Genomic DNA, 26504 nt, shown 5'->3' with positions numbered 1-26504 from the left:
CTATGACAAATAAAGTAATTCCTTACGGCAAACAAAATATTTCACAACACGATATAGATGCCGTTGTTGATGTATTAAAGTCTGACTGGCTTACACAAGGCCCTAAAGTACCCGCTTTTGAGCAAGCGATTGCTGATTACTGTGATGTAAATTTTGCCTGTGCGACTAATAGCGCCACATCAGCTCTACATATAGCTTGCTTAGCGTTAGGCGTTGGGGAAAGTGATATAGTTTGGACTTCTCCGATCTCTTTTGTAGCCTCGGCAAACTGCGCCTTATATTGTGGTGCCAAAGTCGACTTTGTTGATATAGATCTAGATACAGGGAATATGTCACCTGGCGAATTAGAACAAAAATTAATTAGTGCAAAAAAAATAGACTCCCTCCCCAAAGTAGTTATCCCAGTACATTTGGCAGGCCAATCATGTGATATGAAGGCAATTTATGAGCTTGCGACAAAATATGGTTTTAAAATTATCGAAGATGCTTCCCACGCTATTGGTGCTAAATATTTAGATAAATCAGTTGGAAATTGTGATTACTCTGATATTACTGTTTTTAGTTTTCATCCAGTCAAGATCATAACCTCAGCCGAAGGTGGAATGGCTGTCACAAATAGTCAAACGCTTGATAAAAGCATGAAACGCTTACGCAGTCACGGCATAACAAGTAATCCTGATGAAATGACAGAGCCGAGTCATGGCCCTTGGTATTACCAACAAATTGACCTTGGCTTTAATTATAGAATGACTGAACTACAAGCTGCACTAGGACTAAGTCAGCTTAAAAAGCTTGATCAATTTGTCGCTGAGCGAAATAAACTAGCTAATATTTATACTAACGAATTTAAAAACTTACCAATTTCACACTTACATCAATCTTCACAAAGCTATTCAAGTTACCATTTGTATATTATTCGATTAACTGGGGATGCCGTTAAAAAGCATAAAGAGCTCATTTGTTCTTTAAGAGAGCACAATATTACAAGCCATTTGCACTACATACCTATCCATATACAGCCTTACTATCAAGCACTTGGTTTCAAAAAATCTGACTTTCCAAATGCGATTGAATATTATCATTCTGCGCTTACCATTCCACTGCATCCAAAACTAACAAATTTGGAGCAGGATTACATAATAAAAACAATCATAGAGTTTTTATGAAAATTGCTTTAGGAACTGTCCAATTTGGCATAAATTACGGTGTGAGTAATACCTCAGGCCAAACCTCTCAGAATCAAATTCAACAGATAATTGAACTTGCAAAAACAGCATCAATCACAACAATTGATACCGCTTCTGCATATGGAGATGCGGAGGCTAGATTAGGCCTATGTGGTCTTTCGTCTTTTAAAGTTGTGAGTAAAATAAAGCCGATAACATCGCAAAGTAATGTAAATGATTGCGTCACAAACGACTTAGATAAAACGCTTAAAGATCTCCAGCTGCCAGCTATCTATGGTTTGCTATTACATAACGCACAAGACTTTAATCATTATCCGGAATTAACTGCTATTTTAAAGAACAAAAAAGCGCAGGGACTGGTAGAAAAAATAGGTTTATCTTTATACTCGCCGACACAAGTATCGGATGAAATGCTTTGTTTTGCAGATTTGGTGCAAATACCTGTAAACATATTTGATCAGCGGTTTATCAAAACAGGGGCTTTAGATCGGCTAAAGAGCAAAAGCATTGAAGTCCATACCCGCTCCGCTTTTTTACAAGGACTACTTCTGATGAGTGAGGGAGACTGGCCTGCATATTTTAACCCGATAAAGCCTCAACTAGAACAATTCCACCAATTAGCAAAAAAACTAAACATCTCCCCTCTCTCGTTAGCACTAAATTACGTGATGAATATTAGCCAAATCGATAAAGTCGTTGTCGGTATAAATAATTTAGCGCAGCTTGAAGACATCTTAATAAATATAGATAACCAAAATTACGATATCGACTTTGAAGAAATCAGCTTACAGGATGAGCGTTTTATTAACCCTGCAAACTGGCAAATAAGCTAGAGATCCATATAATTGATAGGTGCTTTTGTCGATTCCCTGATCAATGCTAACGTATTCTCTGGACCTATATTAAATAAGCAATCTATAGCACTCAGGTGAGAAATAAATTCTCCTTTTTGCTGAATATAATTTGGATGTTCAAAGTTTTGATAAAACACATTAATCCCATTGCTTACCAGCTCACCACCCGGTGTGTTTGCTTCAATATAATCTTTAGCTCCTAGCGGAGATAAATAGATATCACAGCACATAACCTCACACAAGGATACTAAACGCTCATCTTTAATACCTGAGACACCAAGTAATTGTGATGAACTGCTCATAGGTGTTGCTATCTCCATATATTTCATAAGCATTTTAATCAATGCAATATTAAATTTTGCGACAGTATTTAAGTTATCTTTTTCAAATACCTCTGAAAGGCGGGAAAATAGTTCAGCGAAATACGCTGTTTTATTGTAGTTTTCGTAAATACTCTTTAAGTGCTTCTTCTTCCAAGAAGCTGCATTTATATATGGCGTATTTTCAATAGTCGCCCCCATACGCCCATCTGGCGTTGTAACGTGGCAACTTAACATGAGTGCCTGATTTTTTGTTTTAATTCTGTTACGAATATGCCAGTCACTTTTTTCAAGTTTTACATTATCTAAAAAAATAAACTTATCAGCGCTATCTATTAAAGAAAAATAACCAAGCCAAGGTAAATAAGTCGGCTGCATAACACTCAATATCATAAATTAGCCTCTTTACTCAGCTTCATTGTAAACTCATAAGGAAAGCCACCTTTTTTTATTACATAATCATGTTTCAAGTCTATAAAAGGGGTTAAGTTTTGCTTACATTCATCAAATAAATTAATCGGGTTAATATAAAATAAAGTTGGATCTTCGTATTCTACATAGCTTGAAAGTGCATTAAAGATCACAGATTTCTTGCAACTTAAAAAGCTTTTATGCAAAGTTTGCATTATAAATGTTAGATTATCATCTAGTTTATTATTAAAAACGCCGCTAATGAGTATATAATCGTACTGTTTTGACATTGAGTTTTTAAAAATATCAAAAACCTCAAACTGAGCCTTGGTATCATCTACAAATTTATTTTTAGCTGAATTAATGAACTCAGGGACAAAATCATAACCAAGATAGCCACCAGTGAAACCATGTAATCTAAAATAGGCAAGCATATCACCAAGCCCACAACCTAAATCAATAACATTGCTATCAAGCGGTATTTGTTCTAAAAATATCTTAAATCGCACATTTTGTGCCGCCTTAGAAACATGCTGTACGGCATGATGACAATCACCATGTTGCTGATAAAGCTTTTGATAGTATGCTTTTAAAGCTTGATGGCTATCTGTAGTCATTAATAAACTCAACCATGTCAGTTAATTGCTCTTGCTTAGTAAAAGGCTGAACAAATAAATTAATTATTTGATTACTTATTTTTGTTGCATTCACAAAGTGTCCTTGTGTTTGCAACTCACCTAATGACTTGTAGTGAGTAGTAAAAACAATATTATTCTCTTTTGCTTTGTGCAAAAACATGTTCCGTTGCTCAACAAATAAAGGATAACGCCAATAATTGATATCATCGCTATAGGGAAGTTTTTTAAAAGCAAGGTTAGTTACGTTTTGTTCAATAAAAGCAATATTTTTCTGCCTAGCTTTAGTCAATATATCAAGCTGAGTCATACTCGATGAAATACTTTTAAGCTTTTCTATTGCTGTAAATTGAGCCAATTGGTTATTACTTAAAAATGCCTGCGACTTGGCACTAAACTGTTCATTATTTGTCATTAGCGCACCACCATAGTTCGCAGCTATTGGCTTATCATAGCCAAAGCTAACAACTGAAAAGTCGCCAAAACTGCCTATTGGCTTTCCCTTATATTGTCCACCGTAAGCAAGGCAGGCATCTTCTATTAAAAGTAATGCATGACATTTTGCATAATTCGCTATTTTGTCTATCTCACAATAATGTCCATAACCATGCACAGCAACTATAGCCTTAACATCTTGGTTCATAACAGCATCAATATGTTCTACTTCCATTGAAAGTGATAGAAGCGAGACGTCTGCAAGCACAACATTAAAGCCTGCCATCTGCACAGCAAATAATACAATAGGGCAACAACTGGCTGGTATAATAACGTCACTACCAAGCTCAATTCCTGCGCCGTGCAATGCTGTTACAATAGCAAAACTACCAGAGCGAGTTAGAGTGACGTAATCTCGTTCAAAATACGCACTGAGCTGCTGCTCTAATAGGTTTATACCCACAACCTAATGTCCTTTCTATAATCCGATAACGGGAAGACTTCAGGCTGGCTCAATACCTCTATTCTATCAACATGAGGAGCTAAATATGCCAGTAATTTTTCAAAATTAAAAAAGCGCCACTTGGAGTAACGGTGAATTAATGGAATTGTTTTTTCATATTCTAAATTACTTGTCCCTTTTATTTCTTTTTCAAACTGGCTGTCTAAAACATCACCAATTAGAATAACGCCTCCAGGCTTGCACACACGTATCATTTCTTTGATTGCCGAAAGTGCATAATCATAACTAGGAAAATAATGAAAAATACTGTAACTCAAGACTCGATCAAACTGGTCTGTATCGAATGGAAGCTTATTAGCCTGAGATTGATAAAAAAAACCAATGGGTAATAGCTTCTTCGCTTCTTCAATCATGGCTTCAGAGTAATCTACCCCTGAATACTCACTACAATTACTCAATAACTTTGATAACAATAGGCCATTCCCACACCCAACATCTAAAACTTTATTGCCTTGCATTGAGAAAGCAAGTTTTTTTTCAACGTCATCAATAAGTGCTTGCCAGAGCTCATCGTCAAAGGGTCTGCCAACTTGTGCTTTAAAGTCCTGATTCTCACGGACGATTTGATCCCACTCAGCTTGCTTAAAATTAAATTCACTCATTTTGAAACCTTTATAATCTCTTTTGCTAAGCAGTTAGTAGAGTTTAAAATATATGCTGCCTTCATAGCCTCGTATTGAAGATCAACTTTTTCATCTATAAAAAGCTTAATTTTATAAACTAGCTCAGCAATTTCTACCCCATTGGCTAACCCAAGATCGAATGTTAAATTTGCACTGGCTAATTCAATTGTGTCTAAATGCTGTTCACTCGTTTGAGATACTGCACAATTTGGCAACAAACAATAACCTGACTCATATTTAGTCAGCCCGCCACCGTTAATTACTAGATCAACTTGCTCATAGAGATTAGACATATTTTCTACAAAATTGACTATCTCAATCGTATTATTATTCATATTTATGTGGTTACTTTGTTTACTCAGCAAGACGATTTTTTTGCCTTTAAATAGTTTATCTATTGCTTTAACGACTTTACTAGCAACATCAAAACGATCATCCCCACCTATGAAAATTAAGAAAGTATCTAATTTACTTCTCTGCAATTGCATCATTTTTTTTGTGCGTAATTGGGTAAGCTCTTCAGAAAAAGAAAAGAATCCTAATCCCAATCTATGTGCAGGCGTCTGCATGCAAAACTTATGGGCATTGAACCTAAAGTTAATAATCAAATCTGCAAAATCAAAATTATACTGGTCAAAGTCGTCGATAATACACACTTTATGTCCCATCTCTTTCACATTAATAAAGATATCTTTATCGATGATATAGTCATCAAATATGAATACTGATGTTTTCTTTAACTGAGGTATATCTGATAAAATCCCGAAACCTAGATTATTAATGCGAACTTTGGAGAAACGATCAAACTCCCCAATGAAACACACTGTACTTTTACTTGGAAACTTACTTATCTCTCTAGCAATATTTAAACATCGTGATAAATGCCCATACCCAGTATTTTTTGAAGCATTACAATAGAAGAAAAAATCTGACATTAATGACTATCACTTAGCGTATGACTAATCGCGTTATATGTGTCCACTAATACATCACCAAGTAGCCAATACTTCCCACTAAAACGGCCTGAAATTATGATATTGTCAGCGCTTTCTTTAAGCATATCGTAATTTTTGATAACACTTTGTTCAAACTCAAATGTAGGTACTGGAAACGTATTATGTATTACCTGATGTTTATAACTTAGAAGGTTCGAATTAGCGTCGATTAAACCCATTTTAATTAAATCTTCTAATATTTGCTTAGGTGGCACTTCTTTGTCTGACTTATCTGCTAGAGCCTCTGCTGTAATTTGATTTTGCTTACGGCTGTTAAAGTTTCCATACAGTGTGATCCTAAAAACACGCGAACTTTCGTCCCAATTCCAAAGGTAATGGGAATGTTTATCTTTAAGCGGTTTATCTAAACAAAAGTGGTAAATGTGAGCAGTTCTAAAAGTCACGCTTACAGAGTCTGTTTGCATGTTCATTGCCTTCAAAGCAATAAATGGTGGCGCGCTCCAATAGAGTAAGTCACAGCTAATTACCTCGCCACTATTTAGCCTTACCTCTGTAATCCTACTTTTATTTTTATGTAAACTTGAAATTATGCACTGTGTTTTTATTTCTACCCCACATTGTTTTACTTTATTTACTAAGTCGTCGACCCAAGCCTGCATCCCTTTTGAGGATTTCGGGTACAAATATGAGGGTTCTTTGATCCCATCTTTATATAAGCGTTCTTGGTAGTTTTTGTGTTTATGATAGCCAAGCTTAGCGTCATATACTGGTAACTCTTTTAATTTTTCAGTAGCAGCCTCATCCAACGCGATAACACGAGTGGCACCAAAATAATTAACACTATTCTTGGCTGTTAATGTTGTATAATCGCGCTGCTCACCATAAAGCTTATCGATAACAGGTTTAACTAAGCTTTCAAAAAATATTGGCCCCAACGTATCTTCTGAGTAATCTTGAATATTAGTTGCACTTGAGTCTGAATTGCGGCTAAGAAGCTGGCCAACTCCTTGTTCATAAAGAGCTAAAGGAAGTTTCCTTGTGTCTATGGTCTGGGTTTCATAGTCCCATTTTTTAGCAAAATAGTTTCCTGTTTTTAATTGGGGAATGCAGAGCCAATTTTCTTTTTGCTCAACCTCTGAACCAAATAAAAAATTATCTAACTCATCAATACCGGTTAAATTTGGGATATGTGTTCCCTGATCAAAATAATTTTCATCATCGTCCGTAACTGAATTAAGCAAACCACCACACTGATCTGACTGCTCAATTAATACAACTTTTCTTCCCTGCTTATTCAATAAATATGCAGCCACTAACCCGGCTACACCACCACCAACGACTACACATTTACTCATTTTCAATCCTCAATGGAACCCACAATCACATCGGGTAACACTCGGTCACCCATGGTCATCGATTTACTCATCATCTTACCGATATACTGTTCTAAATACTTAGGATGGGCGCCAAACCCTGGCCTGACAGAACGTATATCACCTCTTTTAATAACTTGACCTGCAGCTATATCACGACAAAAATACAAAGAACGTTTAGCCAACAAGTTTTTCTGGGCTGAGCCTGTTATCGCGTAATTTACCTGACCTAATGCTTTTTCGCACTGCCTAATACTGTTTACCATTTCGTAAAATTCGGCATAATCTAATGAAAAAAAAGCATCAACAGACTCGTCACTTTTATCTAAGACAAAGTGTTTTTCTACAACTCTTGCACCAAGTGCTACAGAAGCAACTGGAACAACAATACCTCTTGTATGATCAGATAATCCCGAAAGGCATTTAAACTTTCTGCTGATATCAGGAATCGTCATTAAATTACATTCTTCGAAAGGTGTTGGGTACGCCGTTGTGCATTTTAATATAACTAGGTGTTCACAACCGTTTTCGCGTAGGGTATCAACAGCTAATACTATATCTTCATATTCAGCAATTCCTGTAGACAAAATAACCGGCTTCTTAGTCTGTGCAACCTGAGCTAATAGAGCTATATCGGTGATCTCTGGCGAGGCAATTTTATATACAGGGGTGTTTAATGCTTCTAATAAATCGACAGCAGTACTATCAAATGGACTTGAGAAAATATCAATTCCGACTGACTTTGCCTCATCAAATAAAGTTTCGTGCCACTCCCACGGCGTATAGGCCTTTGAGTAAAGTGCATGAAGTGTATTGTGAGCTTCCCATGGATTATCAGTGGGTAATATAAAATCGCTTTTATTACAATTAAGCGTGATAGTATCTGCCGTATATGTTTGTAACTTAACAGCATCTGCACCAGCCATTTTAGCCTTTCGGATCATTTCGATTGCTTTGTCTAAGCTTCCGCAGTGATTCGCTGAAATTTCAGCGATAATATAAGTGGGCGTATCTATCCCTATTTTTTTATCATTTATATAAATAGCAAAGTCATTATTCACCGGCATATCGCTCTTCTTCTAATGAAATTAAAAGCCCCTCGTTACGGACTATATGCTTATTTAAATTGAAAACGTCTTCATTACTAGCAATGAACGTTTTAATTTCTTGATAGTTTACGTCTAGACTTCTATCGGAAAAATGCTTCCCAATTTTTTCGATTGCTAACCAATCTTCAATTGTATCAAGTGTAAACCTAAATTGGCTGTCATCGGATGCATTTTCAAGTAATTCAATTTTAAAGCCTACGGGATTATTAAAAAGATAAAGTGTTACATGCTCACGTTCAGATGACAGCGTAGCTAAAGTGTCAATATTATGAAGTATTGATGCTTTTATCACTTCACAATCAACGCCTTCAGCAAAACGCTCATCCAAATACGCATAATCGGCACCGGTGTCAAAAAACTTTTTTATGAGTGCATCACAAATTTCTGGACATATAAAGGGGGAATCCCCTGTTATTCGCACCACGTTGTCAGTTTCATATATATTTAAAGCGTCAACAAAACGAGATAACACATTATTTTCGCTGCCTCTGAAATACGCTATTTTTCTTCTTTCAAGAAAACTGACTAACTGATCATTGGCACTATTATTAGAGGTTAAAACCACGACTTCATCGATATAGGCTGATTTCTCTAAACGGCAAATAAGGTGCTCAATCACTGGGATACCATTAATTTTCCTTAGTACTTTTTTCGGCAATCTCGTTGAGGACATCCTTGCTTGGACAAAAGCAATGGTTTTATTCATCAATTTAGCCTCTGAAACCCACTATGACAGACAGGGCCTTCGAGCAGAACATTATATGTTTCATTAACTTCTGCGTCTTTCAATATTTTAATTACTATTTCAAATGCAGCCAAAAATTGATCACATAAGTGTCTTTCATGTGCTAAAGAAATATAAATAACGTTGGAAGCCAAAAATCCACGCTTTAACATCTCTTGGGTGTAAAGAGTTTTCAAAACCAGTGATGCTTCAGTTGGGAAAACAAGGATAGGTACACTGTCTATGCCAATAATTTTTAAATTGAACCCAATTTCTTTTACAATCTCATCCATTCTAGACTTAAGGTATCGACCAGTTTCAAGTAATGTGTTACAAACACTTTGCTCGTTAAATACTTTAAGAGTTTCCAATGCAGCTACAAAGCCAACTCTTTCAGTCCAATAAGAGCTACTGATAAACGATTTTTGAGCGGCATCCATTACTTCATCAGTACCAATCACGGCACCAATAGGATGCCCATTCCCCATTGCTTTACCCAATACGCAAATATCCGGTTCTATATCAAATAACAAATGAGAACCACCAGTATTGAGCCTGAACCCAGAAGATATTTCATCAAAAATTAAGACTATGCCGTTCTCTTTACAACGCTTTTTTATCGCTTTTAAAAATCCAACATCAGGCATGCCATGCCTAAATACTTCCATTATTACAACACCCAATGTGCCATCATTTTCAGCTAGTAGCTTATCAAAGCCTACAAGGTCACCTTCTTTGAAGGGCAAGGCTGTTTCAGCTAACAGCCGTGGTACACCACTGGGCGCTAGGCCCGGTAATAGCTGCTCATCTAGATTACCTTTGGATGCTAAATTTGTTGCTAAATACCAATCATGCCAACCATGATAGCCACAAAATGCTATTCTATCCTTTTGGGAATAAGAGCGCGCAATTCTTATAGCAAGTGCACAACTTTCACCACCAGCCCGAGTAAACCTAGCACCACCAGCCCAAGGATGAATTTCTAGTAATTTTTCTGCTAATTCAACTTCTTCATAACAATTTAAACTACTCATTGAACCTTGAGTTATCGCGTTAATAACAGCCTCTGATACTTGTGGATGAGCATACCCTAGCGAGCATGTTCCAATACCCATAATAGAAAAGTCATAATAATGGTTATTATCTAAATCCCAAATTTCACAGCCGTTAGCCTTTTTATAATACGCAGGCCAGTTATCGGGTAGGAACATTTCAGCTCTTTTAGAAAGTAACTGATTACCACCTGGTATAATTTTTTTTGCTTTTTCCCACAAACGCTGACCTAATTCTATACTTGACATGAGATAGCCTCTTTAATCACTAAATAAAAACATACAAACTATTTATCGGCTATTGTAGCAAAATATTAAACCCTGAATTCAGATAAAAAGTGCAATTTCTCAGATTAGATGGCCAGCCGTAATAATTTGGCCATTTCCTCGCCAAAGGAAATTACTTTTAATGAAATATAAAGCTGACACAAGAAAAAAGACACCAGATTTACGCGTTGTTAAAAGCAGTATTGGAGCCATTGAAATGAAAAAAAATGAACAAACTATCATGCTATTCGCAGCAGATCCTGGCGGGGCTAATTCTATTGCTGTTTTATCTAACTATTTACAAAAACAAAACTACAATACTGTCTTATTCGCTCGAGATATTACTTTAAAGCACTTAAAGAATAAGGGATACAAAAATGTAACCCTTCTTGATGACAATATAAATCAGTACGATATTCAAAGTATTGAATCTCTTATAAGTCCATATGACCCAAGTTTATTGGTGACAAGTACCACAGGAAGAGACTTTATAGAACGAACAACTTGGCTTGTTGGGAATAAATTAAATGTCCCCACAGTCGCCATATTAGATCAATGGATGAACTATTCATTACGCTTTTTAAAGCAGCATTATTTACACCAGCATAAAAATGAATATGCTCTTGATGAGTACATATTACCATCATCAATAATCGTGATGGATGAGAGCGCCAAACTTGCCATGGTTCAAGAGGGGCTACCACATAATATTATCCATCCGCTAGGCTGCCCATATTTTGACAACCTTAAACAAAAAGCAAAAAGAAATAAATTAATAAAGCGAGATACTGTGAACATCTTATTTGCGTCTGAACCCATAACAAAAATCTACGGAAATAAATTAGGCAGAAATATTCATGGGTACACAGAAAAGACTATCTTAAGGGTGCTATGTGAACATATTCAAGCGTTAGACAAAAAGAGAAAAATAAAACTAATAATAAAACCCCATCCGAGAGAGTCATCAAAACGGTATTCTGAATTTTTAGCAAAATTTGACTTTACTTTAATATGTAAAGAAAGGTCCGTTTTGGATTCATTTAAACACAGCGATATAGTTTTCGGTATGTCATCGACAGTCCTCTTAGAAGCTACTATTTTTAATAAACCAACTCTCAGCTTACATCTAGGATCGAATAAAAAAAGCACCTACCTACTTGAACAATTAAATAAAACAGAGGCTATTCGTAAAAGATATAAGCTAACGGCTGTAATAAAAAACCTCTTAACAAAACAGCTAACACCCTATAATCAGCAAATAGAATTGACCAGTGGTAGCGCATGCCACGAAATAACTAAGCACATAGCTAAACTCATTAAGCTACATAATTAACATTGAAATAGGGAACTATCGCACCACCAAAACTAAGTTTAAACCACCCTCGTTCAGGACTATTAACACCTTCAAGATCAACGGTTGTTACACCCAACTTTGATAGCAATTTGAAAGCTCGCCAAAGCACAGCTGTGCCAGTATGTTCAGCTCGTAATGCATAATTATTGGCACCAAACAAATAATAGGCGGAGTCATTTAATAAAAGAAAAATAGCAATACTACCAACATGTCCTTTTTCATTCTTTGCAGTATAAATTTTAATATCACCTGAAGCATTTAAACTACTTAACAACCCCCTCATCTGGGGAAGTAAATTTTGTTGCAAAGTGATATTTTGGCGTTCAAATGTTTTTTCATACAAATAGAGAAACTCTTCAATATTTTCCGTGTATTCAACAACAACATTTTTAGCATAGCCATATCGTATTTCTTGTCGCCTAGAAACAGATGCATTTTTGTAGAGTTTATAATCTTTAAAGTCAATATCATCATCAGCGAATTCCGCAATATCCACATAGCTCGTATAGCGAATACTCTCAGAATACTTAGGTAAGTCATTATGGTAGTTAACCCACTGAAACGCTCTTATATCGACTATTTTAGGGGAGAAAGAAAGAATAATACTTTTATAATTTTCAGCTAAAAACTCAGCAATGAATTGCGCAACTTTATGTTCTTCCGAAAGCGTTTGAGAACGATTTAAAGCTGGGAAGTTTACATAAAAAAGACCATCATGAACCATCAGCTCATGACCTATTACATTACGACCTGAGTCATCAACTGCAACTAGCAAACCAGCAATGATTTCATTACCTTTTAAACAATAGTATGCTCTAAAATTGCCATCCAAAGCGCAAACGTAAGTAGAAAGTAGAAATGGAGTTGATGTTTTAGACTCATGAACGTAATTATCCCACTTAGAATCCAGCTCAGTAGGTACCATTTTATACTTGGTAAGCTTTGACATCTTTTTTATACCTTTCAAGTAGACCCTCATCTACTAATCTTTTAACGACAGGGATCAGCTCTCTTGCATTCACATTTATTTTTTCAGCAATAGCAATCAAATCATGTTTACCATCACAATAGGCAATTAGGTTAGTTAATGTACGCACATCAGTATAATCCAAAGCCATACTGCTGATAGTTGGATATAGCCCTCTTTTACCTAACTGTGGCTCGCAATAAACGGTTACTTTGTAGGTTTCATTTGCCTCAATTAATTTAATAGTTTCAAAACAAACCTCTAAACCACCAGCTAAACCTGATGCTGTAACTAGTGACAAATCATCCAGTGATGTGTGGTACTCGGGATAATCACCGTATCGCGTTCTCATAATTGAGCCTATCGGTAAATCAATACCAGGCGCGCAGTACTGACGTTCATCACTCCCTCTCGAAAGAAAGTCATATAGCTTATAGTCGCCTACAATAGATTTCATTGTATGCATTGCAGCTCTATCAGAAAGAGTACCCTCTTGTTTGGATTGCAAATAAGAATAATTTCTTTCATCTCCAATACATGTAAGAACAAACCCACCTACAACCTTTGATTTTAAGTGCGCTAAATTTTCAGAAATAAATGTAATTGCCCCTATTGTTTCAGGCACAAACACAAATCGGTAGCTATATTTACGAGACGGTAGCTGTTTAATTAAGTTCGCTAAAGCTGTGGTGACGACAGGTCCAGAAAGCTCATTGTTGGCCATTGAAGGGTGGCAAATATACGTAGAAATTAAAATTTCTTCTTCGGTCTCACCTGCTAAGAAATACTCCCCATAGTTCAAAAAACCATCATAGTGTTTACTTTTAATAACAGCTCTATAAAGCCCATCTTTTAATTTATTACGCTCTTCTTGTGCTAGGCAAAACCCCCACCTAGGAGCATAATAAGAAGTTACATAAGGGATTGCGCTTGGCATATCGGGAAGCGAATACAAATGTTCATTTAATTCAGATAGAGGCAGCTCTATATCGACTGCAGTTGAATAGTTTAAAACATGTAAGTTAGAGCTTTTAAAGTCAATGACTTTATTACCAGCTGAATCTAAAACGTAGGCGTCTTCAATAGACCACTCAAGAGGTATTGTCCAATCAAACACATCTTTTCCGGATGGCACACTGTTAACCTCTAAACCATCAAGATGCGAGGATAAGTAATGAAGGCTTTCTCTGACACCTGCCCCTGTTAAGCTTCTGCAAATAGGGAATAAATCAGACGCCCATTTATGCATCGTTTCACCAAGAACAGTATAGTTTGGCCATTCATTTTTCACTCTTAAAACTCCACGACATGAGTATACCATCTTCACTATCAATAGCTGAAAGTGGACGATATTCATAATCAAATCCAATTTTCTTGTATACAGCTATGGCGTGTGTATTGTGCTTACTCACCCCAAGCACCATTAATTCTGATCCATAGTTTACTAAACTATACTCAGCAAACGCTTTTATAACTTCACTAGCAACGCCAACGCCTTGATGACTTTGCTCACCAATTAAAATACCCATTTCAACTATTTTTTTAGCTTTATCAATGAACTCAAATTTAATATTACCTATATGCTCATCATCAAGCAGCGTATATATTCCTAGCAAAAGGACATTTTCATTTACTCTTTGCGAACGGATATAGTTTTCTAAGCTTTCTTTTTCACAAGCTTTAAACGATAAAAACTCACCCGCTTTACTAGAAAGCCAAGAAAGATAGCGATCGCTTGCATCTTTCTTTTCTAATTCGACAAGCTTAAAACGCTCAGTTTCTAATAAAAAAGCATCTTTGTGCTTATGCATCTATTTTTTCCAATACTAGATGCCAAGCAGCTCCTTGCTCTTCAATGCCATCAACCTTTGTGATTGAGTGCTCCAGGTGACATATTTTAAATTTAGCTGTAAGCCTTTGAATCTCTTTTTTATCAAAAAAATGTACATTACCAACATTAGCAAAGGGACCGGATGTATAACCTGATTTGGTATACTCACTTGTTTCACTTGTCAGGCCCTTTTCAAAGTACCCATGCTCCGTGCTAAACCAGTCTGTAATTACGAGGTTACCACCAGGCTTGAGCTTGTGATAAGCAAGTTCTAAGTATTGCTCAATTGAATATGTGTCATTGTGAACCGATGCACCTCGATCAACAATCAGATCGAACGTCTTTTGAAATGGAATCTCTTTTGTAAAATCAGACACTAAAAAATTGCTTTCTATACCTGAAAAACGTTTTTTTAAAGCATCTATAATAAAAGTACTGCCATCTAATGCAAATACATTGTCCGTATAAGACAAAAAGAAGGGAATGTTTGCACCTGCCCCACAGCCAACTTCTAATACATAAAAATCAGGATCGCGATTGCCAAGTTGAGTGTGCCTTAAGCATAAACTAACTAGCTGGCTCCAAGGCCAAACGGACATATGATTATTATTTCTGTATTGTTCATCCCATTCATTAGAAAAACTCATCTTCTACACCTTTAAAGTACTCAAATTTAACTGTTGGTAGATATCCTGTAACACATCGGACTGTGACCACACTTTAGCGCTGTGGCGACCAGCAACAATTATATTACTGAGACTGTCATTTAAAACTCTCAAAAGAGCCTGATTACTTAACGATAATTGCTTGGTAGGTTCAGGAAACGTATTTTTAATTATTTGATGTGAGCTATCTAAAACTTTATGATTTGAAGCGATTAGGTTCATCGCCTTTAATTCGCTAAGAGCACTCTCAATATTTACTTCAATATCATCACCTGGGCCGGTTAAAATCTCCATCGTAACTCGATACCCCTGAGGAAGGGGTTCAGCAAAATTATCATATAGAGTTATTCTAAACGTTTTAAATTCTGCATCCCAATTCCAGACATATTGGTTATCTGTATTTAAAACAGGTTTATCAAACATAAAATGAAATAGGTTTGCAGTCATGAGTTTTGGCTTAAAGCTACTCGTATATTCGATATGTGCTTGCTTAAGTGCTAACGGTATTGGAATTGTCCATACAACCTCATCACACTCTAAACGAGTACCATCATCTAATGTGATTGAACTTACGGCACCTTCAGTCGTCTCAAGCCGCTCAGTTCTTCGGTTTAATAACAATTTTAATCCATTGGACACTGCGCGTTCAGTTAAATTACCGACCCAATGTTGTATTCCATCCGGGTGCTTAGGGTAATAAAATGAAGTGTCGGTTGTGGACTTCGTAGCATAATCGCTGACAGTTTCAAACGCGATTTTATCATCAAAATCACTTATCTCTTTCAGTTTCTCAGTAAGTTCAGTATCGAAAGCTACAACTCTGTTTAAGCCAAAATAACCAACGTCGCTTTTTAGGTCATTTAGGTTAGCGTCTTTACCATATAGCTTATGGACTACAGGCAAAAACAAGTGTTCAAAAACAGGAAGTCCAAAATTACTTTTAACATAATTTGTAAAACTGCTAGTCTCAGGTGTTGCTCTGCTCATGATGGCGGCAACTGATTGTGCATAAAGCGGCTTTGGTAGATGACGGATATCTGCGACTTGAGTTTTTGTATTCCACACCCCTGCAAAATAATTACCTGCGTTCAAAAATGGAAATCTAGACCATTCTGTTGAAAAGTTTTTTGTGCCAAACAAAATTTCATCAATTTCAGTAACACCTGTTTTTGACGCTAAGTGTGTACCCTGATCGTATTTAATTCCACGCTCAGACTTAAAAGCCCTTAGGAGCCCTCCACACCTATCATCAGATTCAACTAAGGTGACATCAACATTGGCTTCGCTTAACAACGCATTTGCAGCAAAGAGACCTGCAAGGCCTCCGCCGACAATAATATATTTCTTTTTTTCCATAATATTTCGTCTATTTAAACTTCAAATACATGGTCACTCGCCTTGTTCCAATTTTGACGATAGAGCTCTGGTGCCTTTCTCAAGAAATCACACCACACACCTTTAATATTTTGATAGTAGGGTAAGATCTCAGTTTCACTACCATAATTATATAACATATTTATGATTATAGAATTGAGGTACAGCGCCTCCCCCTCTAACACCATATAATGATGGCTAAACTGCGTTTCTTTTATTGAAACTAACAATTGAATGTGCCTCAGCACTTGGTCAAACGCCTCTGAGCGATTTGAGACTTCGGGTTCAAGTATCTCAATTAAAGTGGTGCACAACTTTTCAAACCCTTCAAAATCTAAAAAGTCTTCTAAATCAAAATCCTCATCTGGGATATAGAACAACTCATCTTTTACGTAAGATGACACTTGAGATTTTGTTATTTGTGTTTCCTGTAAAATAATATCTTCTGACAATAGTGGAGTTGCGCCATTAATTTTTGCACCATTACTACAATTGAAACAACTGAGACCGTGTGCTCTAGAAGTTTGTAATAATCTCTCCATCTGGACTTTTCCAGAGTATAAGAAGTGATCAGCAATCACTGTTTCCCCAAAATTCCCCTCGACAAACAACTTCGAACCTATTTGCAAAGGCTCGTAAACTGTATCGCCTTTGTCGTTATAATACATACTCGATTTAGAGTGATGATGTTTTGGATCTATATAGCCATTGTCAACACCAAACAAATAAACATTTTTAAACCCTAATGACACCACATAGCTTAGCGCCATATTTCCAACAAGAGGGTTACAATATGGAATGGTTGCACTTGATTTCTTTTTAGAGAAGATCTCTGCAACCTGATGAAGGCTCGTACCGGCTTCGCGACCTTTTAAAGCTGCACCCGCCCAACCAAATAAACTCGCAACATCTTGATGCATCACATTTACGGTAAGCAGCCCCATATTTTTTCTATATTCTTCGGGAATGAATGCCTTTAAAAAGTCGTAGGTCGCTCTTGAACGCTCTAGCGCTGCATGAAAATCCGGTATAATCCCATGCTGAAGTAAGGCCGTTGTCGCCGAGTTGCATGAAACTACAATAACTTTCCCTTGCAAAGACTTAATTGTTTCAATATCGCGATCGAGCGAGGGACCATTTGCAAGTATAAATACAGGGAAATCTTTAAACTTATTCTCCAATGCACTATGAGCATGAAAAAATGGCATCTTATTTTTAACGTTTTCGACACTATGGGCTAAGCTCATGAAGGCGTCATCTATAAACCCCCAGCCCATAAAGAATTCATGGAAATTGTCTTTAATTTTAAAGATAAGATTATCAATTGAGGTCGATGGATAGTGCTGATAAAACAGTGAATTAGATATTGTAAAAGGACCAATCTCTTGTGCCCGTGTAAATAATTGGCTGTAAGTCTCTTCTTCACTTACGCCTATACTAATATAAAGTGACGCACCAGAGTTATCTATTAACGTTAAGTAGTCATGCCAGTTAAAAGTAAACAGGCTAGCAAAGAAATAATCTTCTTCTGGTTCAAAGATGTTTAAGTAAGCGCAAGGAAATTCCTTTAATAGTTTATCAAGATGATACCCAAGGCCAACACCAAAAATCACCACGCTAGGCAACTTTGAATCTAAACAACTGTTTCCCTCTAGATTATTTTTTGCCTGATTATAAGCTGCACCGGCATCTTTAATTAAATCAACATGCATGAAATCATAAGGGTTATCTAGGCTCTCAAGGTAGCTGTAATTTATTTTAGAGAATATAGGATTATCTATCGATCTTTGAACTTGCTCTTCAACCTGCTTTTCAATATCATCACGGTAAAAAGGTACTCCCGTGTTGTAATCGATAATATTAGCCTGACCATTTTCATTTAAAAATAAATTAAACTTTTCACTTGGTTGATGAGATAAAAATTTTTCAGCTATATCAGGAAAGTACTTTTGAAATGCACGAATATTAAGCTCAAAAAGCTTATTAGCCGAATCAGTGAACAAAGCTTCTTTTTCACCCTGCTCCATAATTGAAGTAATTTTGCTATCGAGTTGTTCTAAATCTTTTAGGCTATTTTTATCCATGCTTATACTTCTGAAGTTTTTTTTGATTAGTATTAAATTCTACTATTTCTTTATTCGTATCTTTCTTTTTAAGTTCTATATTTTCAATTACTTTACTGTAATCATTAAAAATACTAGCTAACTGTTCATTTTCTATATCGTCGCTCAAGTTTTTTATTATAGAGTCAAATTGGCTCTTAAAGGCTAAGTCTTTCTCTTTCGCCAACTCATAATTACTACTCTCGACAGCTTCTATTAGCGCATCAAGCGTCTCGTGAAGCTCTTTAACACTATCCTGCATGCGCATCTAAGCCATTTTCACTTAATGTTTTTTCTTTAACATCATGAGGAATAGCATCCCAAGCAGACTTTATTTCTTTTAATAAATTAGATACTTCTTCAACAATTGCAGGATCATTTTTTATTGCTGCATCAACTAAGCGATCTATCATATAAGAATAAAGTGCATATAAATTATCAGTCACTTCACCACCAACTTTAAAATCTAAACAACCTCTTAAGGCTTCAATAATAGCAGTCGCTTTTGATAAATGCTCACTTTTTGCCTCAAGATGTTTTTTTTCAATTGCTACTTTCGCTAGAACCATTTTTTCAATCGCACCCGCCATTAACATTTGAATTATTTCATAGCGATCAGCACCAGCAACTCGAGTTTTAAGTGCTTCTTTCTGATAATTTTTTACTTTGGCGTTATACATATTAAAACCCTTTTAAATCAAAATTTATTTATGATTTGTTTCTTGTAAATCCAGGCAAGCTTGCAAGCTGCGCTCCTAAGTACTGCTGTGTTGACTGCATTTGTGCCAGTAACACATCTAACCCCGCATATTGCTTTCTAAGCCTACTTTCTAATTCGGTCATTCTAAATTTATGCTTTAGTACATCATCTTCTAAGTCAGTGACCTGTGTATTTAAATTGTCTTCTCGTTGCTTTAAGATACCTTTTGAACTTACGTAATTATCTAAGAAAGATTCAAATTGCTTAGCAACACCATTCTCACCAGCAAAAGCCTTGCCAATATCATCAAAATTTTCATCCATTGCTGTATTTAAGCTACGGACTAAAGTTGATTTTTCTAGGTAACCTTTCTTATCAACGCCTAGGCCAATATCAAAAATACTCGTAAAAGGCCCAGCATCCGTTAAGTTAGTAGAAAGCATATTGACCATTTGCGAACTCAAAGTACGCACAGTTGCATCGCTATTTAAAGGTTTACCGACTCTCGATTGCAGGCCTAACTGCCCAATAGCATTGTTATAATTAGCAATAAATTCATCAATTAATTTTGTAACATTCTCACGGTCATAGCTCACAGCCAACTTTGCCGTCTCTCCATCAACGCTTTGTCGTTTAGCAGTGATCGTCATATCTTGCACTGCATCTTTAAAGGTATTGGTGTCATTGGTAATCTCAATACCATCAACTTTAATTACTGCGCTTTTTGCTTTGTTATCATCAGATATACCAATACCACCGCTATCAGGAGGTCCACCATTAGCATCAGTAGATACATTATCAAGCTCAGCATTATCATTGGTGATTACCAAGTCATTACCAGCACCACTCACACTTGACGTTAGTACTAATTTTGACTCCGTGCCAGTGTTTATAATATTTGCCGTTACACCAAAATTATCATCCGAGTCATTAATTGCGTTACGTAAATCAGCTAATGTCGCACCTGCATCGAGGGTTAGATCAAAGCTTTTGCCTCCAGCAGCAAATGACAAGGTGCCTCCAGAAGCAGTAACCACATCATCCGTTGACGTAAAACCCGTCTTTGATGTCGCGCGACTACCTTGAGCAAGTGCTACAACTTCAATTTTAAAGTTGCCAGGAGTGATATCTTTTGTTGGGGTAACTGAGACGAGGTCACCGTCATCACTTATTGGTTGAGTGATATTAGCAATGCGTTTATTGAAATTATCAGGATCTGCTAGCTTTTTTATTGTGTCTTGTAGTTTGGATAACGCAGACTTGATCTCTCCGATTGAAGATAATTCAACTTCTAACGACTTGTCCTTTGTTGCAAAGGCTTTCATTTTTGGAGCATTTTCGGCATCAACAGATGCTTCAATGATATTTTCGAGATTCAACCCAGATCCAATACCTGCGGATGTTATAAGTGGCATACTTCTCTCCTACTATCTGTTCCAAAAAAATTATGCGGTTTGATTTAATAACAAACCTTTACTGGTTAATTTATCGGCAAACTCATCTAAAGCTTTAGCAACTTCTCTAAACTCTTCAGTTGGAATTTCACGAATAACTTCTTCGCTTGTTTTATCAAACACTTTAATTATTGGTGGATCACCCTGCTCATCAAATTCAAATTTTAAATTTGTTGCCGTCACAGGAATATATTTATTTAATTTCTCTAAATTTTCTTTTACTTCATCAATCAGTGCTTTTCTTTCACTTTCAGAATCAAGTTGCTGACTATTATCAACAAGTGCGGGCTCTCTACCAGCAATTTTTGTACCAGCTTGTTCAACAGTTGCTTTTTTACTTGTTTCATTTAACTCATTTTTATTTGTAAAAGATGAATTAGCGGTGAAGTTTTCACTCGATTTAATTATTCCACCTAAGTCAGCCATAGTAGCTCTCCTTCAAAATACAAACAAAGTATAAGTCATTATCGAGACAATATCTCAATAATGACCTAATTAACCGTCTAGCCAAGTAACGATAATGCGACTTGCGGACGCTGGTTTGCTTGACTCAAAATAGATTGGCTTGCTTGTTGTAATATTTGTGATTTAGTCAAATTAGCTGTTTCTGCAGCAAAGTCAGTGTCTTTGATACGTGATTTTGCAGCGCTTAAGTTCTCTGAAATATTAGACTGGTTTCGAATCGTTGATTGAAAACGGTTTTGCACAGCACCTAGCTCAGCTCGCTTCTTATCTACTACGGCAATCATCGCATCCATACCCGCAAATACTTTTTGCGCATTTGATTGACTAGAAACAGAAATAGTTTCTGCTCTAAAATCTGCTGTATAAGAAAAAGATGAACCCACTACGGTACTACTACCAACGGAACTTAGATCATTTAATGAAGATATAGATGAGCCTGCAGTACCAGAAACTGCACTTGCTACGCTTGCGATACCTGATAAAGTAAAACCACCATTTGCTGAGATAGTATTAGCACCATTTGCAGTTGTACCAACATCTTTCATACTGAAGCCGATTGTTTGTACTGCATCAGCACCAACCTGAAAACTTGCTTTATAGCTGCCATCTAAAAGGTTTTGCCCACCAAAGGTAGTATCTGCTGCAACACGGTTTACCTCTGATGATAATGATTGGATTTCTTCTTGCAAAGCCAACCGGTCTTCATCAGTGTTTGAACCATTTGATGCTTGTTGCGCTAACGTACGAATACGCTGAAACATTGATGTAACTTCATCAAGCGCACCTTCAGCTGTTTGCGCAAGTGAAATACCATCGTTAGCATTTCGATTACCCTGATCTAGACCGCTAATTTGTGATGTCAAACGATTAGATATTTGCATACCAGCAGCATCATCTTTCGCACTGTTAATACGAAAACCTGATGATAAACGCTGAAACGAAGTATCGAGTGAATTGCCTGATTTACTTAACTGTCTTTGTGCGTTCAATGAACTCACATTAGTATTTACATATAAAGCCATAATAGCCTCCGCTTTATCATATTTGAAGAGCTGTAACGGGATACCCCTACCCTGTTATAGCCCCAGACTTAGAGTCCTAGATTTGTAGTTCTCTAAATCTGTTATCGCCTGATAAAACGAAAGCTTTAGCTTTATTTGTAATTAATTTTAACTTAATTCTAAACTTTAACCTTGCAGTAAGCTTAATGCAGCCTGAGGTCTTTGATTTGCTTGACCTAAAATAGTTTGGCTGGCTTGTTGAAGAATTTGATTTTTTGTTAAATTTGCTGTTTCCATAGCGAAATCTGCATCTTTAATTCGCGATTTAGCTGCAGCTAAATTTTCAGATATATTTGCCTGGTTTCGTATAGTTGATTGAAAACGATTTTGTACAGCACCTAGTTCTGCTCGTTTCTTATCAACAACAGCAATCATTGCGTCCATACCTGCAAAGACTTTTTGGGCATTAGATTGAGTTGAAACTGAAATAGTTTCAGCTCTAAAATCTGTAGTGTAAGAAAATGAACTTCCAACAGTTGCACTACTGCCAACAGAGCTGAGGTTATTCAATGAAGCTAAAGAAGACCCAGCAGTTCCAGAGACAGAACTAGCAACACTTGCTATACCTGAAAGCGTAAAGCCATCATTATCACTTAAAGCAGAGTTGCCACCAACTTCTTCCATACTAAAAGCAATCGTCTGTACTGCGTCAGCACCCACCTGAAAGCTCGCTTTATATGTACCGTCCAGCAAGTTTTGACCACCAAAGGTTGTATCACTTGCGATACGATTAACTTCAGCGGATAGTTGGCGAATTTCTTCTTGAATGGCAAGACGGTCTTCATCGGTATTTGACCCATTTGCAGCCTGTTGAGAGAGAGTTCTAATACGCTGAAATGAATTGGTAATTTCTTCCATTGCACCTTCAGCTGTTTGAGCTAATGAGATACCATCATTTGCATTCCGATTCCCTTGGTTTAATCCTAGAATCTGTGATTGTAAGCGGTCCGAAATTTGCAAACCAGCGGCATCATCTGCGGCACTATTAATGCGTAATCCAGACGACAAGCGCTTAAATGAAGTATCTAAGTCGTTTCCAGTTCTTTCGAGCTGTCTTTGTGCATTTAAAGCACTTACATTCGTATTTACAAATAAAGCCATAATAATCTCTCTTTCTATCTGTCAAAATTTAATCACTTAGCGAGTGACTATTGACAAAGTGACTCATCACAGAGGCAAACCTTAAAGTTGCCTGGGGCAAAAAACTGCCACTTTGCAGGTTAGTTAATAAACTTACCAAAGTAACAGCAAGGTTCAGGCCAATATTTTTTGGAATGAGAAAAGGCCCCTAAAAGGGGCCTTTGAAAGATAAGTTTGAGAGTGAGTTAACAAAGCAAAAACTATGGCATAATTCGTGCTTTTAATTTCATGTTCTACAAATGTTAGAACGGTACGAATGGATTTTTAGCGCCTCCGCTTTACAATCCTTCAATAGCGCCTTTGTTAATACCCCATTAGACAAAGGCGCTTTTTATTGCTAGTCAATAAATTGACTCTATGCTAATTATTAACCTAGAAGACTTAGTGCAGCCTGTGGACGCTGGTTAGCCTGACTAAGAATTGTTTGGCTTGCCTGTTGTAATATCTGCATTTTAGTTAAGTTAGCAGTTTCTTGAGCAAAATCAGTATCTTTAATTCGTGATTTCGCAGCACTTAAGTTTTCAGAGATATTCGATTGGTTTCGAATCGTCGATTGGAAACGGTTTTGTACAGCACCTAATTCAGCACGTTTTTTGTCAACAACAGCAATTAATGAATCCATACCTGCAAAGATTTTTTGCGCATTTGACTGGCTAGAAACTGAGATAGTATCAGCTCTAAAATCAGCGGTGTAAGAAAACGATGACCCTACTACAGTACTGCTACCAACTGAACTTAAATTACCCAGTGATGCTAAAGATGAACCCGCTGTACCAGAAACAGAACTCGCTACACTTGCGATACCAGATAAAGTAAAGCCGCCATTTGCTGAGATAGAATTAGCACCATTAGCAGTTGTACCAACGTCTTTCATACTAAAGCCGATGGTTTGAACTGCATCAGCACCAACCTGAAAGCTAGCTTTATAAGAGCCATCAAGTAAGTTTTGGCCACCGAACGTTGTATCTGCTGCAACACGATTTGCCTCTGAAGATAAAGATTGAATCTCTTCTTGAATCGCTAAACGGTCTTCATCAGTATTTGAACCATTTGCTGCTTGCTGTGCTAACGTACGAATACGTTGGAACATTGATGTTACTTCATCTAATGCACCCTCAGCTGTTTGTGCTAATGAAATACCATCGTTTGCGTTACGGTTACCTTGGTTCAAACCGTTAATTTGTGAAGTTAAACGGTCAGAAATTTGTAGACCTGCCGCATCATCTTTCGCGCTGTTAATACGAAAACCTGATGATAAACGTTGGAATGATGTATCTAGTGCATTACCAGAATTATTTAATTGTCTTTGTGCGTTTAACGCGCTAACATTTGTATTTACATATAAAGCCATGATATCTCTCCAGAAGTAAACTTATCATTTACTCTCAAACTTACTAGATTAAGCAGTGGTTGTTATTTACAACGCTTTGCTTGGTTAATTAAGTTATCGGTCTAGCAAAAAAATCCTTTAGCTTTTTTTTTATTTTTTTTCCATTATTTTATAAGTTCATGTAATTTAATAAATTTTATAGTTGCTAAATTAATAAAGATCATTAAAAAACTATAAGGATTATTGTACAGGTCTTTTTCTTCAGGAAATTATTAAGCTGTTAAATAGTAAGGAGATGATCTTAAAAGACTGGAGAAATACAGGAGTAAGGCAATATATTGCCTTACTCCTTTACTTAGTTATAAGTAATCGAACAGTGATAATTTAGCTAAGCGGCCAAAAGTTGCCTGCGAAGCTTGCAATGCAGTTTCTTGTTTCGTGAGTTCAGTAATAGCCTCAGCCATATCAAGTTCAACCAAATCAGCACGGGAGGATTTATTATTTACATCAAGATCACTATTAGATTGCGTGATTTTTTCAGCTGTTTTTGAGCGCGCACCTAAACCAGCCTGTGTTAAAGAAACCTGATTTTTACTGTTACCTATTTGGATCATGGCCGATGCCAATACTTGGTCATAATCTTCTTGACTAATTGTTGGGTCAGTTAAACCTGCTATTAAGCCGCTTAGGGTGTTTAAAATGTTTTCTTTTTGCGGTGCTTCTAAAGTAAAATCTACCTGCCCGTTTGCCACGGGGCTAATATCAATTTCCATCCCAGCAATTTTAATTTTTGATCCCTCAAAACTGCCCGTACTGACAATATTCCCACCTTGTTCGAGCTGATATGTATTAGGTGTACCTGCGGTCGTTATAATATTAAACGTATTTGCTCCGGCAGCGGCTGCAGGATCAGCGTTATAATTTGTTTTATGAAAAGCATCAAACTGAGCCTGCTCACGTACATACACTTTTGCACCAGTGATCCCTCCTGAAACAACGCCGTCATTAGAGGCTACATTCAACCTGGCATTGACCTTTTCAAACGTATCAACCCCATTATCACTGGATTTAATTTCAACCCCTTCCGCTACTTTAATTTTATGTTGGCCTTGGTCGCCACCATAAACATACTTGCCTGTTGAAGAATCTAGAGAATAGGTTTGGGTGTTATCTTGATAGCCTGAAAATATATACTTACCATCTTCAGTTTTAGCATTCATTAAATCAAGCACACTACTTTGTATCGATTTGATTTCTTCAGCAATACCTTCACGATCGATATCAGCATAAATACCATTACCAGCTTGAACAGTTAATACATATACTCTATCAAGTGAGCCTTTAATATTTTCAAGTACACTTTCTTGAGTCTTTAATCGACTCGTTAACATGGTAATGTTTTTACTGTATTGTTCATTCGCTTGAATACGATCGGTATATAATAAAGCCCGTGCTGTTGCCGATGGGTCATCTGAAGCTGTAAGCACTCGTTTTTGGGTATTAACTTGCTCTTGTGCTTTATTAACATTTTGCTGATTATTTAAAATCGAATTGACACTATTTTGATACATTAAATTATTAGATAAACGCAT

The 26504-nt window shown here is 36.6% G+C and carries 26 protein-coding genes; 3 read left to right on the top strand and 23 right to left on the bottom strand.

From position 1 onward, the window contains the following. The first annotated feature begins 2 nt into the window (after nucleotides 1-2). Both pseC and J7338_RS03125 read left to right on the top strand, forming a co-directional pair. The gene (gene pseC / locus J7338_RS03130; RefSeq protein ID WP_210795538.1) at nucleotides 3-1166 is read left to right on the top strand and encodes a UDP-4-amino-4,6-dideoxy-N-acetyl-beta-L-altrosamine transaminase; all 1164 of its coding nucleotides are present in this window, start codon (nucleotides 3-5) and stop codon (nucleotides 1164-1166) included. Further along, nucleotides 1163-2020, top strand: a complete 858-nt coding sequence (locus tag J7338_RS03125; protein ID WP_210795536.1) for an aldo/keto reductase — start codon at nucleotides 1163-1165, stop codon at nucleotides 2018-2020. Before pseC ends, J7338_RS03125 begins: the two co-directional genes overlap by 4 nt. Here the strand turns inward: J7338_RS03125 and J7338_RS03120 are convergent. The 9 genes from J7338_RS03120 to J7338_RS03080 are packed head-to-tail and all read right to left on the bottom strand — an operon-like array spanning nucleotide 2017 to nucleotide 10451. Next, the gene (locus J7338_RS03120) at nucleotides 2017-2754 is read right to left on the bottom strand and encodes a WbqC family protein (protein ID WP_210795534.1); all 738 of its coding nucleotides are present in this window, start codon (nucleotides 2752-2754) and stop codon (nucleotides 2017-2019) included. The two genes, J7338_RS03125 and J7338_RS03120, sit on opposite strands and share 4 nt — an antisense overlap. Beyond that, nucleotides 2751-3389, bottom strand: coding sequence for a class I SAM-dependent methyltransferase (locus J7338_RS03115; protein WP_210795532.1), 639 nt, complete (start codon nucleotides 3387-3389; stop codon nucleotides 2751-2753). The genes J7338_RS03120 and J7338_RS03115 overlap by 4 nt, the downstream gene beginning before the upstream one ends. Continuing rightward, the gene (locus J7338_RS03110) at nucleotides 3376-4305 is read right to left on the bottom strand and encodes a DegT/DnrJ/EryC1/StrS family aminotransferase (RefSeq protein ID WP_210795530.1); all 930 of its coding nucleotides are present in this window, start codon (nucleotides 4303-4305) and stop codon (nucleotides 3376-3378) included. Before J7338_RS03110 ends, J7338_RS03115 begins: the two co-directional genes overlap by 14 nt. Further along, complete coding sequence (locus J7338_RS03105) at nucleotides 4296-4967, bottom strand: class I SAM-dependent methyltransferase (RefSeq protein WP_210795528.1); 672 nt, start codon at nucleotides 4965-4967, stop codon at nucleotides 4296-4298. The genes J7338_RS03110 and J7338_RS03105 overlap by 10 nt, the downstream gene beginning before the upstream one ends. Continuing rightward, nucleotides 4964-5923, bottom strand: a complete 960-nt coding sequence (locus J7338_RS03100; RefSeq protein WP_210795527.1) for a glycosyl transferase — start codon at nucleotides 5921-5923, stop codon at nucleotides 4964-4966. Before J7338_RS03100 ends, J7338_RS03105 begins: the two co-directional genes overlap by 4 nt. Further along, nucleotides 5923-7299 carry an FAD-dependent oxidoreductase gene (locus tag J7338_RS03095; protein WP_210795525.1) on the bottom strand — a complete coding sequence of 459 codons (1377 nt, stop codon included), beginning with the start codon at nucleotides 7297-7299 and terminating at the stop codon, nucleotides 5923-5925. The genes J7338_RS03100 and J7338_RS03095 overlap by 1 nt, the downstream gene beginning before the upstream one ends. A 2-nt stretch (nucleotides 7300-7301) precedes the next feature. Beyond that, nucleotides 7302-8384: a pseudaminic acid synthase gene (gene pseI, locus J7338_RS03090; protein WP_215908998.1), complete on the bottom strand. Its 1083-nt coding sequence runs from the start codon at nucleotides 8382-8384 to the stop codon at nucleotides 7302-7304. Next, complete coding sequence (locus J7338_RS03085; RefSeq protein WP_210795523.1) at nucleotides 8371-9132, bottom strand: cytidylyltransferase domain-containing protein; 762 nt, start codon at nucleotides 9130-9132, stop codon at nucleotides 8371-8373. The genes pseI and J7338_RS03085 overlap by 14 nt, the downstream gene beginning before the upstream one ends. After that, a complete protein-coding gene (locus J7338_RS03080) occupies nucleotides 9132-10451 on the bottom strand; it encodes an aminotransferase class III-fold pyridoxal phosphate-dependent enzyme (protein ID WP_210795520.1) in 1320 nt (439 codons plus the stop codon). Before J7338_RS03080 ends, J7338_RS03085 begins: the two co-directional genes overlap by 1 nt. A gap of 160 nt (nucleotides 10452-10611) precedes the next feature. Here J7338_RS03080 and J7338_RS03075 point away from each other — a divergent pair, with 160 nt between their 5' ends. Further along, on the top strand, nucleotides 10612-11802 hold the full coding sequence (locus tag J7338_RS03075; protein WP_210795518.1) for a UDP-N-acetylglucosamine 2-epimerase: 1191 nt from the start codon (nucleotides 10612-10614) through the stop codon (nucleotides 11800-11802). Here J7338_RS03075 and J7338_RS03070 read toward each other — a convergent pair. The 14 genes from J7338_RS03070 to flgL all read right to left on the bottom strand — a co-directional run bounded on the left by J7338_RS03070 (nucleotide 11786) and on the right by flgL (nucleotide 26504). Beyond that, a complete protein-coding gene (locus tag J7338_RS03070) occupies nucleotides 11786-12772 on the bottom strand; it encodes a GNAT family N-acetyltransferase (protein ID WP_210795516.1) in 987 nt (328 codons plus the stop codon). The genes J7338_RS03075 and J7338_RS03070 overlap by 17 nt on opposite strands. Further along, nucleotides 12750-14081: a DUF4910 domain-containing protein gene (locus J7338_RS03065; RefSeq protein WP_210795514.1), complete on the bottom strand. Its 1332-nt coding sequence runs from the start codon at nucleotides 14079-14081 to the stop codon at nucleotides 12750-12752. The genes J7338_RS03070 and J7338_RS03065 overlap by 23 nt, the downstream gene beginning before the upstream one ends. Then, complete coding sequence (locus J7338_RS03060) at nucleotides 14071-14601, bottom strand: GNAT family N-acetyltransferase (RefSeq protein WP_210795512.1); 531 nt, start codon at nucleotides 14599-14601, stop codon at nucleotides 14071-14073. Before J7338_RS03060 ends, J7338_RS03065 begins: the two co-directional genes overlap by 11 nt. Further along, nucleotides 14594-15268 (bottom strand): class I SAM-dependent methyltransferase, encoded by a 675-nt coding sequence (locus J7338_RS03055; RefSeq protein ID WP_210795510.1) that lies wholly within the window; start codon nucleotides 15266-15268, stop codon nucleotides 14594-14596. Before J7338_RS03055 ends, J7338_RS03060 begins: the two co-directional genes overlap by 8 nt. 3 nt (nucleotides 15269-15271) lie before the next feature. Then, nucleotides 15272-16642 carry an FAD-dependent oxidoreductase gene (locus J7338_RS03050; protein ID WP_210795508.1) on the bottom strand — a complete coding sequence of 457 codons (1371 nt, stop codon included), beginning with the start codon at nucleotides 16640-16642 and terminating at the stop codon, nucleotides 15272-15274. A 14-nt stretch (nucleotides 16643-16656) separates the two neighbouring features. Then, a complete protein-coding gene (locus J7338_RS03045; protein ID WP_210795506.1) occupies nucleotides 16657-18744 on the bottom strand; it encodes a motility associated factor glycosyltransferase family protein in 2088 nt (695 codons plus the stop codon). After that, nucleotides 18737-19024 (bottom strand): hypothetical protein, encoded by a 288-nt coding sequence (locus J7338_RS03040; RefSeq protein WP_210795504.1) that lies wholly within the window; start codon nucleotides 19022-19024, stop codon nucleotides 18737-18739. The genes J7338_RS03045 and J7338_RS03040 overlap by 8 nt, the downstream gene beginning before the upstream one ends. Continuing rightward, nucleotides 19014-19442: a flagellar export chaperone FliS gene (gene fliS, locus J7338_RS03035; protein ID WP_210795502.1), complete on the bottom strand. Its 429-nt coding sequence runs from the start codon at nucleotides 19440-19442 to the stop codon at nucleotides 19014-19016. Before fliS ends, J7338_RS03040 begins: the two co-directional genes overlap by 11 nt. A 28-nt stretch (nucleotides 19443-19470) precedes the next feature. Next, a complete protein-coding gene (gene fliD, locus J7338_RS03030; RefSeq protein ID WP_210795500.1) occupies nucleotides 19471-20877 on the bottom strand; it encodes a flagellar filament capping protein FliD in 1407 nt (468 codons plus the stop codon). A gap of 30 nt (nucleotides 20878-20907) precedes the next feature. Further along, nucleotides 20908-21342: a flagellar protein FlaG gene (locus tag J7338_RS03025; RefSeq protein WP_215908997.1), complete on the bottom strand. Its 435-nt coding sequence runs from the start codon at nucleotides 21340-21342 to the stop codon at nucleotides 20908-20910. A gap of 77 nt (nucleotides 21343-21419) precedes the next feature. Continuing rightward, the gene (locus tag J7338_RS03020) at nucleotides 21420-22403 is read right to left on the bottom strand and encodes a flagellin N-terminal helical domain-containing protein (RefSeq protein WP_210795498.1); all 984 of its coding nucleotides are present in this window, start codon (nucleotides 22401-22403) and stop codon (nucleotides 21420-21422) included. 165 nt (nucleotides 22404-22568) lie between these two features. After that, nucleotides 22569-23543 carry a flagellin N-terminal helical domain-containing protein gene (locus J7338_RS03015; RefSeq protein ID WP_210795496.1) on the bottom strand — a complete coding sequence of 325 codons (975 nt, stop codon included), beginning with the start codon at nucleotides 23541-23543 and terminating at the stop codon, nucleotides 22569-22571. A gap of 406 nt (nucleotides 23544-23949) precedes the next feature. Beyond that, complete coding sequence (locus tag J7338_RS03010) at nucleotides 23950-24933, bottom strand: flagellin N-terminal helical domain-containing protein (protein ID WP_210795494.1); 984 nt, start codon at nucleotides 24931-24933, stop codon at nucleotides 23950-23952. A 338-nt stretch (nucleotides 24934-25271) separates the two neighbouring features. Continuing rightward, on the bottom strand, nucleotides 25272-26504 hold the full coding sequence (flgL, locus tag J7338_RS03005) for a flagellar hook-associated protein FlgL (protein ID WP_210795492.1): 1233 nt from the start codon (nucleotides 26502-26504) through the stop codon (nucleotides 25272-25274).

Source organism: Pseudoalteromonas ostreae (assembly GCF_018069805.1).
GTDB classification, from domain to species: Bacteria; Pseudomonadota; Gammaproteobacteria; order Enterobacterales; family Alteromonadaceae; genus Pseudoalteromonas; species Pseudoalteromonas ostreae.
This window is presented reverse-complemented; position numbering and strand designations above follow the sequence as displayed.

Bases quoted from the DNA above. Each gene is read 5' to 3' on its own strand.
- J7338_RS03085 (WP_210795523.1), bottom strand. From the start codon at position 9,132: ATGAATAAAACCATTGCTTTTGTCCAAGCAAGGATGTCCTCAACGAGA.
- fliS (WP_210795502.1), bottom strand. From the start codon at position 19,442: ATGTATAACGCCAAAGTAAAAAATTATCAGAAAGAAGCACTTAAAACT.
- J7338_RS03010 (WP_210795494.1), bottom strand. From the start codon at position 24,933: ATGGCTTTATATGTAAATACAAATGTTAGCGCGTTAAACGCACAAAGA.
- J7338_RS03095 (WP_210795525.1), bottom strand. From the start codon at position 7,299: ATGAGTAAATGTGTAGTCGTTGGTGGTGGTGTAGCCGGGTTAGTGGCT.
- J7338_RS03080 (WP_210795520.1), bottom strand. From the start codon at position 10,451: ATGTCAAGTATAGAATTAGGTCAGCGTTTGTGGGAAAAAGCAAAAAAA.
- J7338_RS03125 (WP_210795536.1), top strand. From the start codon at position 1,163: ATGAAAATTGCTTTAGGAACTGTCCAATTTGGCATAAATTACGGTGTG.
- J7338_RS03070 (WP_210795516.1), bottom strand. From the start codon at position 12,772: ATGTCAAAGCTTACCAAGTATAAAATGGTACCTACTGAGCTGGATTCT.
- J7338_RS03115 (WP_210795532.1), bottom strand. From the start codon at position 3,389: ATGACTACAGATAGCCATCAAGCTTTAAAAGCATACTATCAAAAGCTT.
- J7338_RS03020 (WP_210795498.1), bottom strand. From the start codon at position 22,403: ATGGCTTTATATGTAAATACTAATGTGAGTTCATTGAACGCACAAAGA.
- J7338_RS03060 (WP_210795512.1), bottom strand. From the start codon at position 14,601: ATGCATAAGCACAAAGATGCTTTTTTATTAGAAACTGAGCGTTTTAAG.
- J7338_RS03050 (WP_210795508.1), bottom strand. From the start codon at position 16,642: ATGGAAAAAAAGAAATATATTATTGTCGGCGGAGGCCTTGCAGGTCTC.
- J7338_RS03040 (WP_210795504.1), bottom strand. From the start codon at position 19,024: ATGCAGGATAGTGTTAAAGAGCTTCACGAGACGCTTGATGCGCTAATA.
- J7338_RS03015 (WP_210795496.1), bottom strand. From the start codon at position 23,543: ATGGCTTTATTTGTAAATACGAATGTAAGTGCTTTAAATGCACAAAGA.
- J7338_RS03105 (WP_210795528.1), bottom strand. From the start codon at position 4,967: ATGAGTGAATTTAATTTTAAGCAAGCTGAGTGGGATCAAATCGTCCGT.
- pseI (WP_215908998.1), bottom strand. From the start codon at position 8,384: ATGCCGGTGAATAATGACTTTGCTATTTATATAAATGATAAAAAAATA.
- J7338_RS03120 (WP_210795534.1), bottom strand. From the start codon at position 2,754: ATGATATTGAGTGTTATGCAGCCGACTTATTTACCTTGGCTTGGTTAT.
- J7338_RS03100 (WP_210795527.1), bottom strand. From the start codon at position 5,923: ATGTCAGATTTTTTCTTCTATTGTAATGCTTCAAAAAATACTGGGTAT.
- J7338_RS03025 (WP_215908997.1), bottom strand. From the start codon at position 21,342: ATGGCTGACTTAGGTGGAATAATTAAATCGAGTGAAAACTTCACCGCT.
- flgL (WP_210795492.1), bottom strand. From the start codon at position 26,504: ATGCGTTTATCTAATAATTTAATGTATCAAAATAGTGTCAATTCGATT.
- fliD (WP_210795500.1), bottom strand. From the start codon at position 20,877: ATGCCACTTATAACATCCGCAGGTATTGGATCTGGGTTGAATCTCGAA.
- J7338_RS03075 (WP_210795518.1), top strand. From the start codon at position 10,612: ATGAAATATAAAGCTGACACAAGAAAAAAGACACCAGATTTACGCGTT.
- pseC (WP_210795538.1), top strand. From the start codon at position 3: ATGACAAATAAAGTAATTCCTTACGGCAAACAAAATATTTCACAACAC.
- J7338_RS03055 (WP_210795510.1), bottom strand. From the start codon at position 15,268: ATGAGTTTTTCTAATGAATGGGATGAACAATACAGAAATAATAATCAT.
- J7338_RS03045 (WP_210795506.1), bottom strand. From the start codon at position 18,744: ATGGATAAAAATAGCCTAAAAGATTTAGAACAACTCGATAGCAAAATT.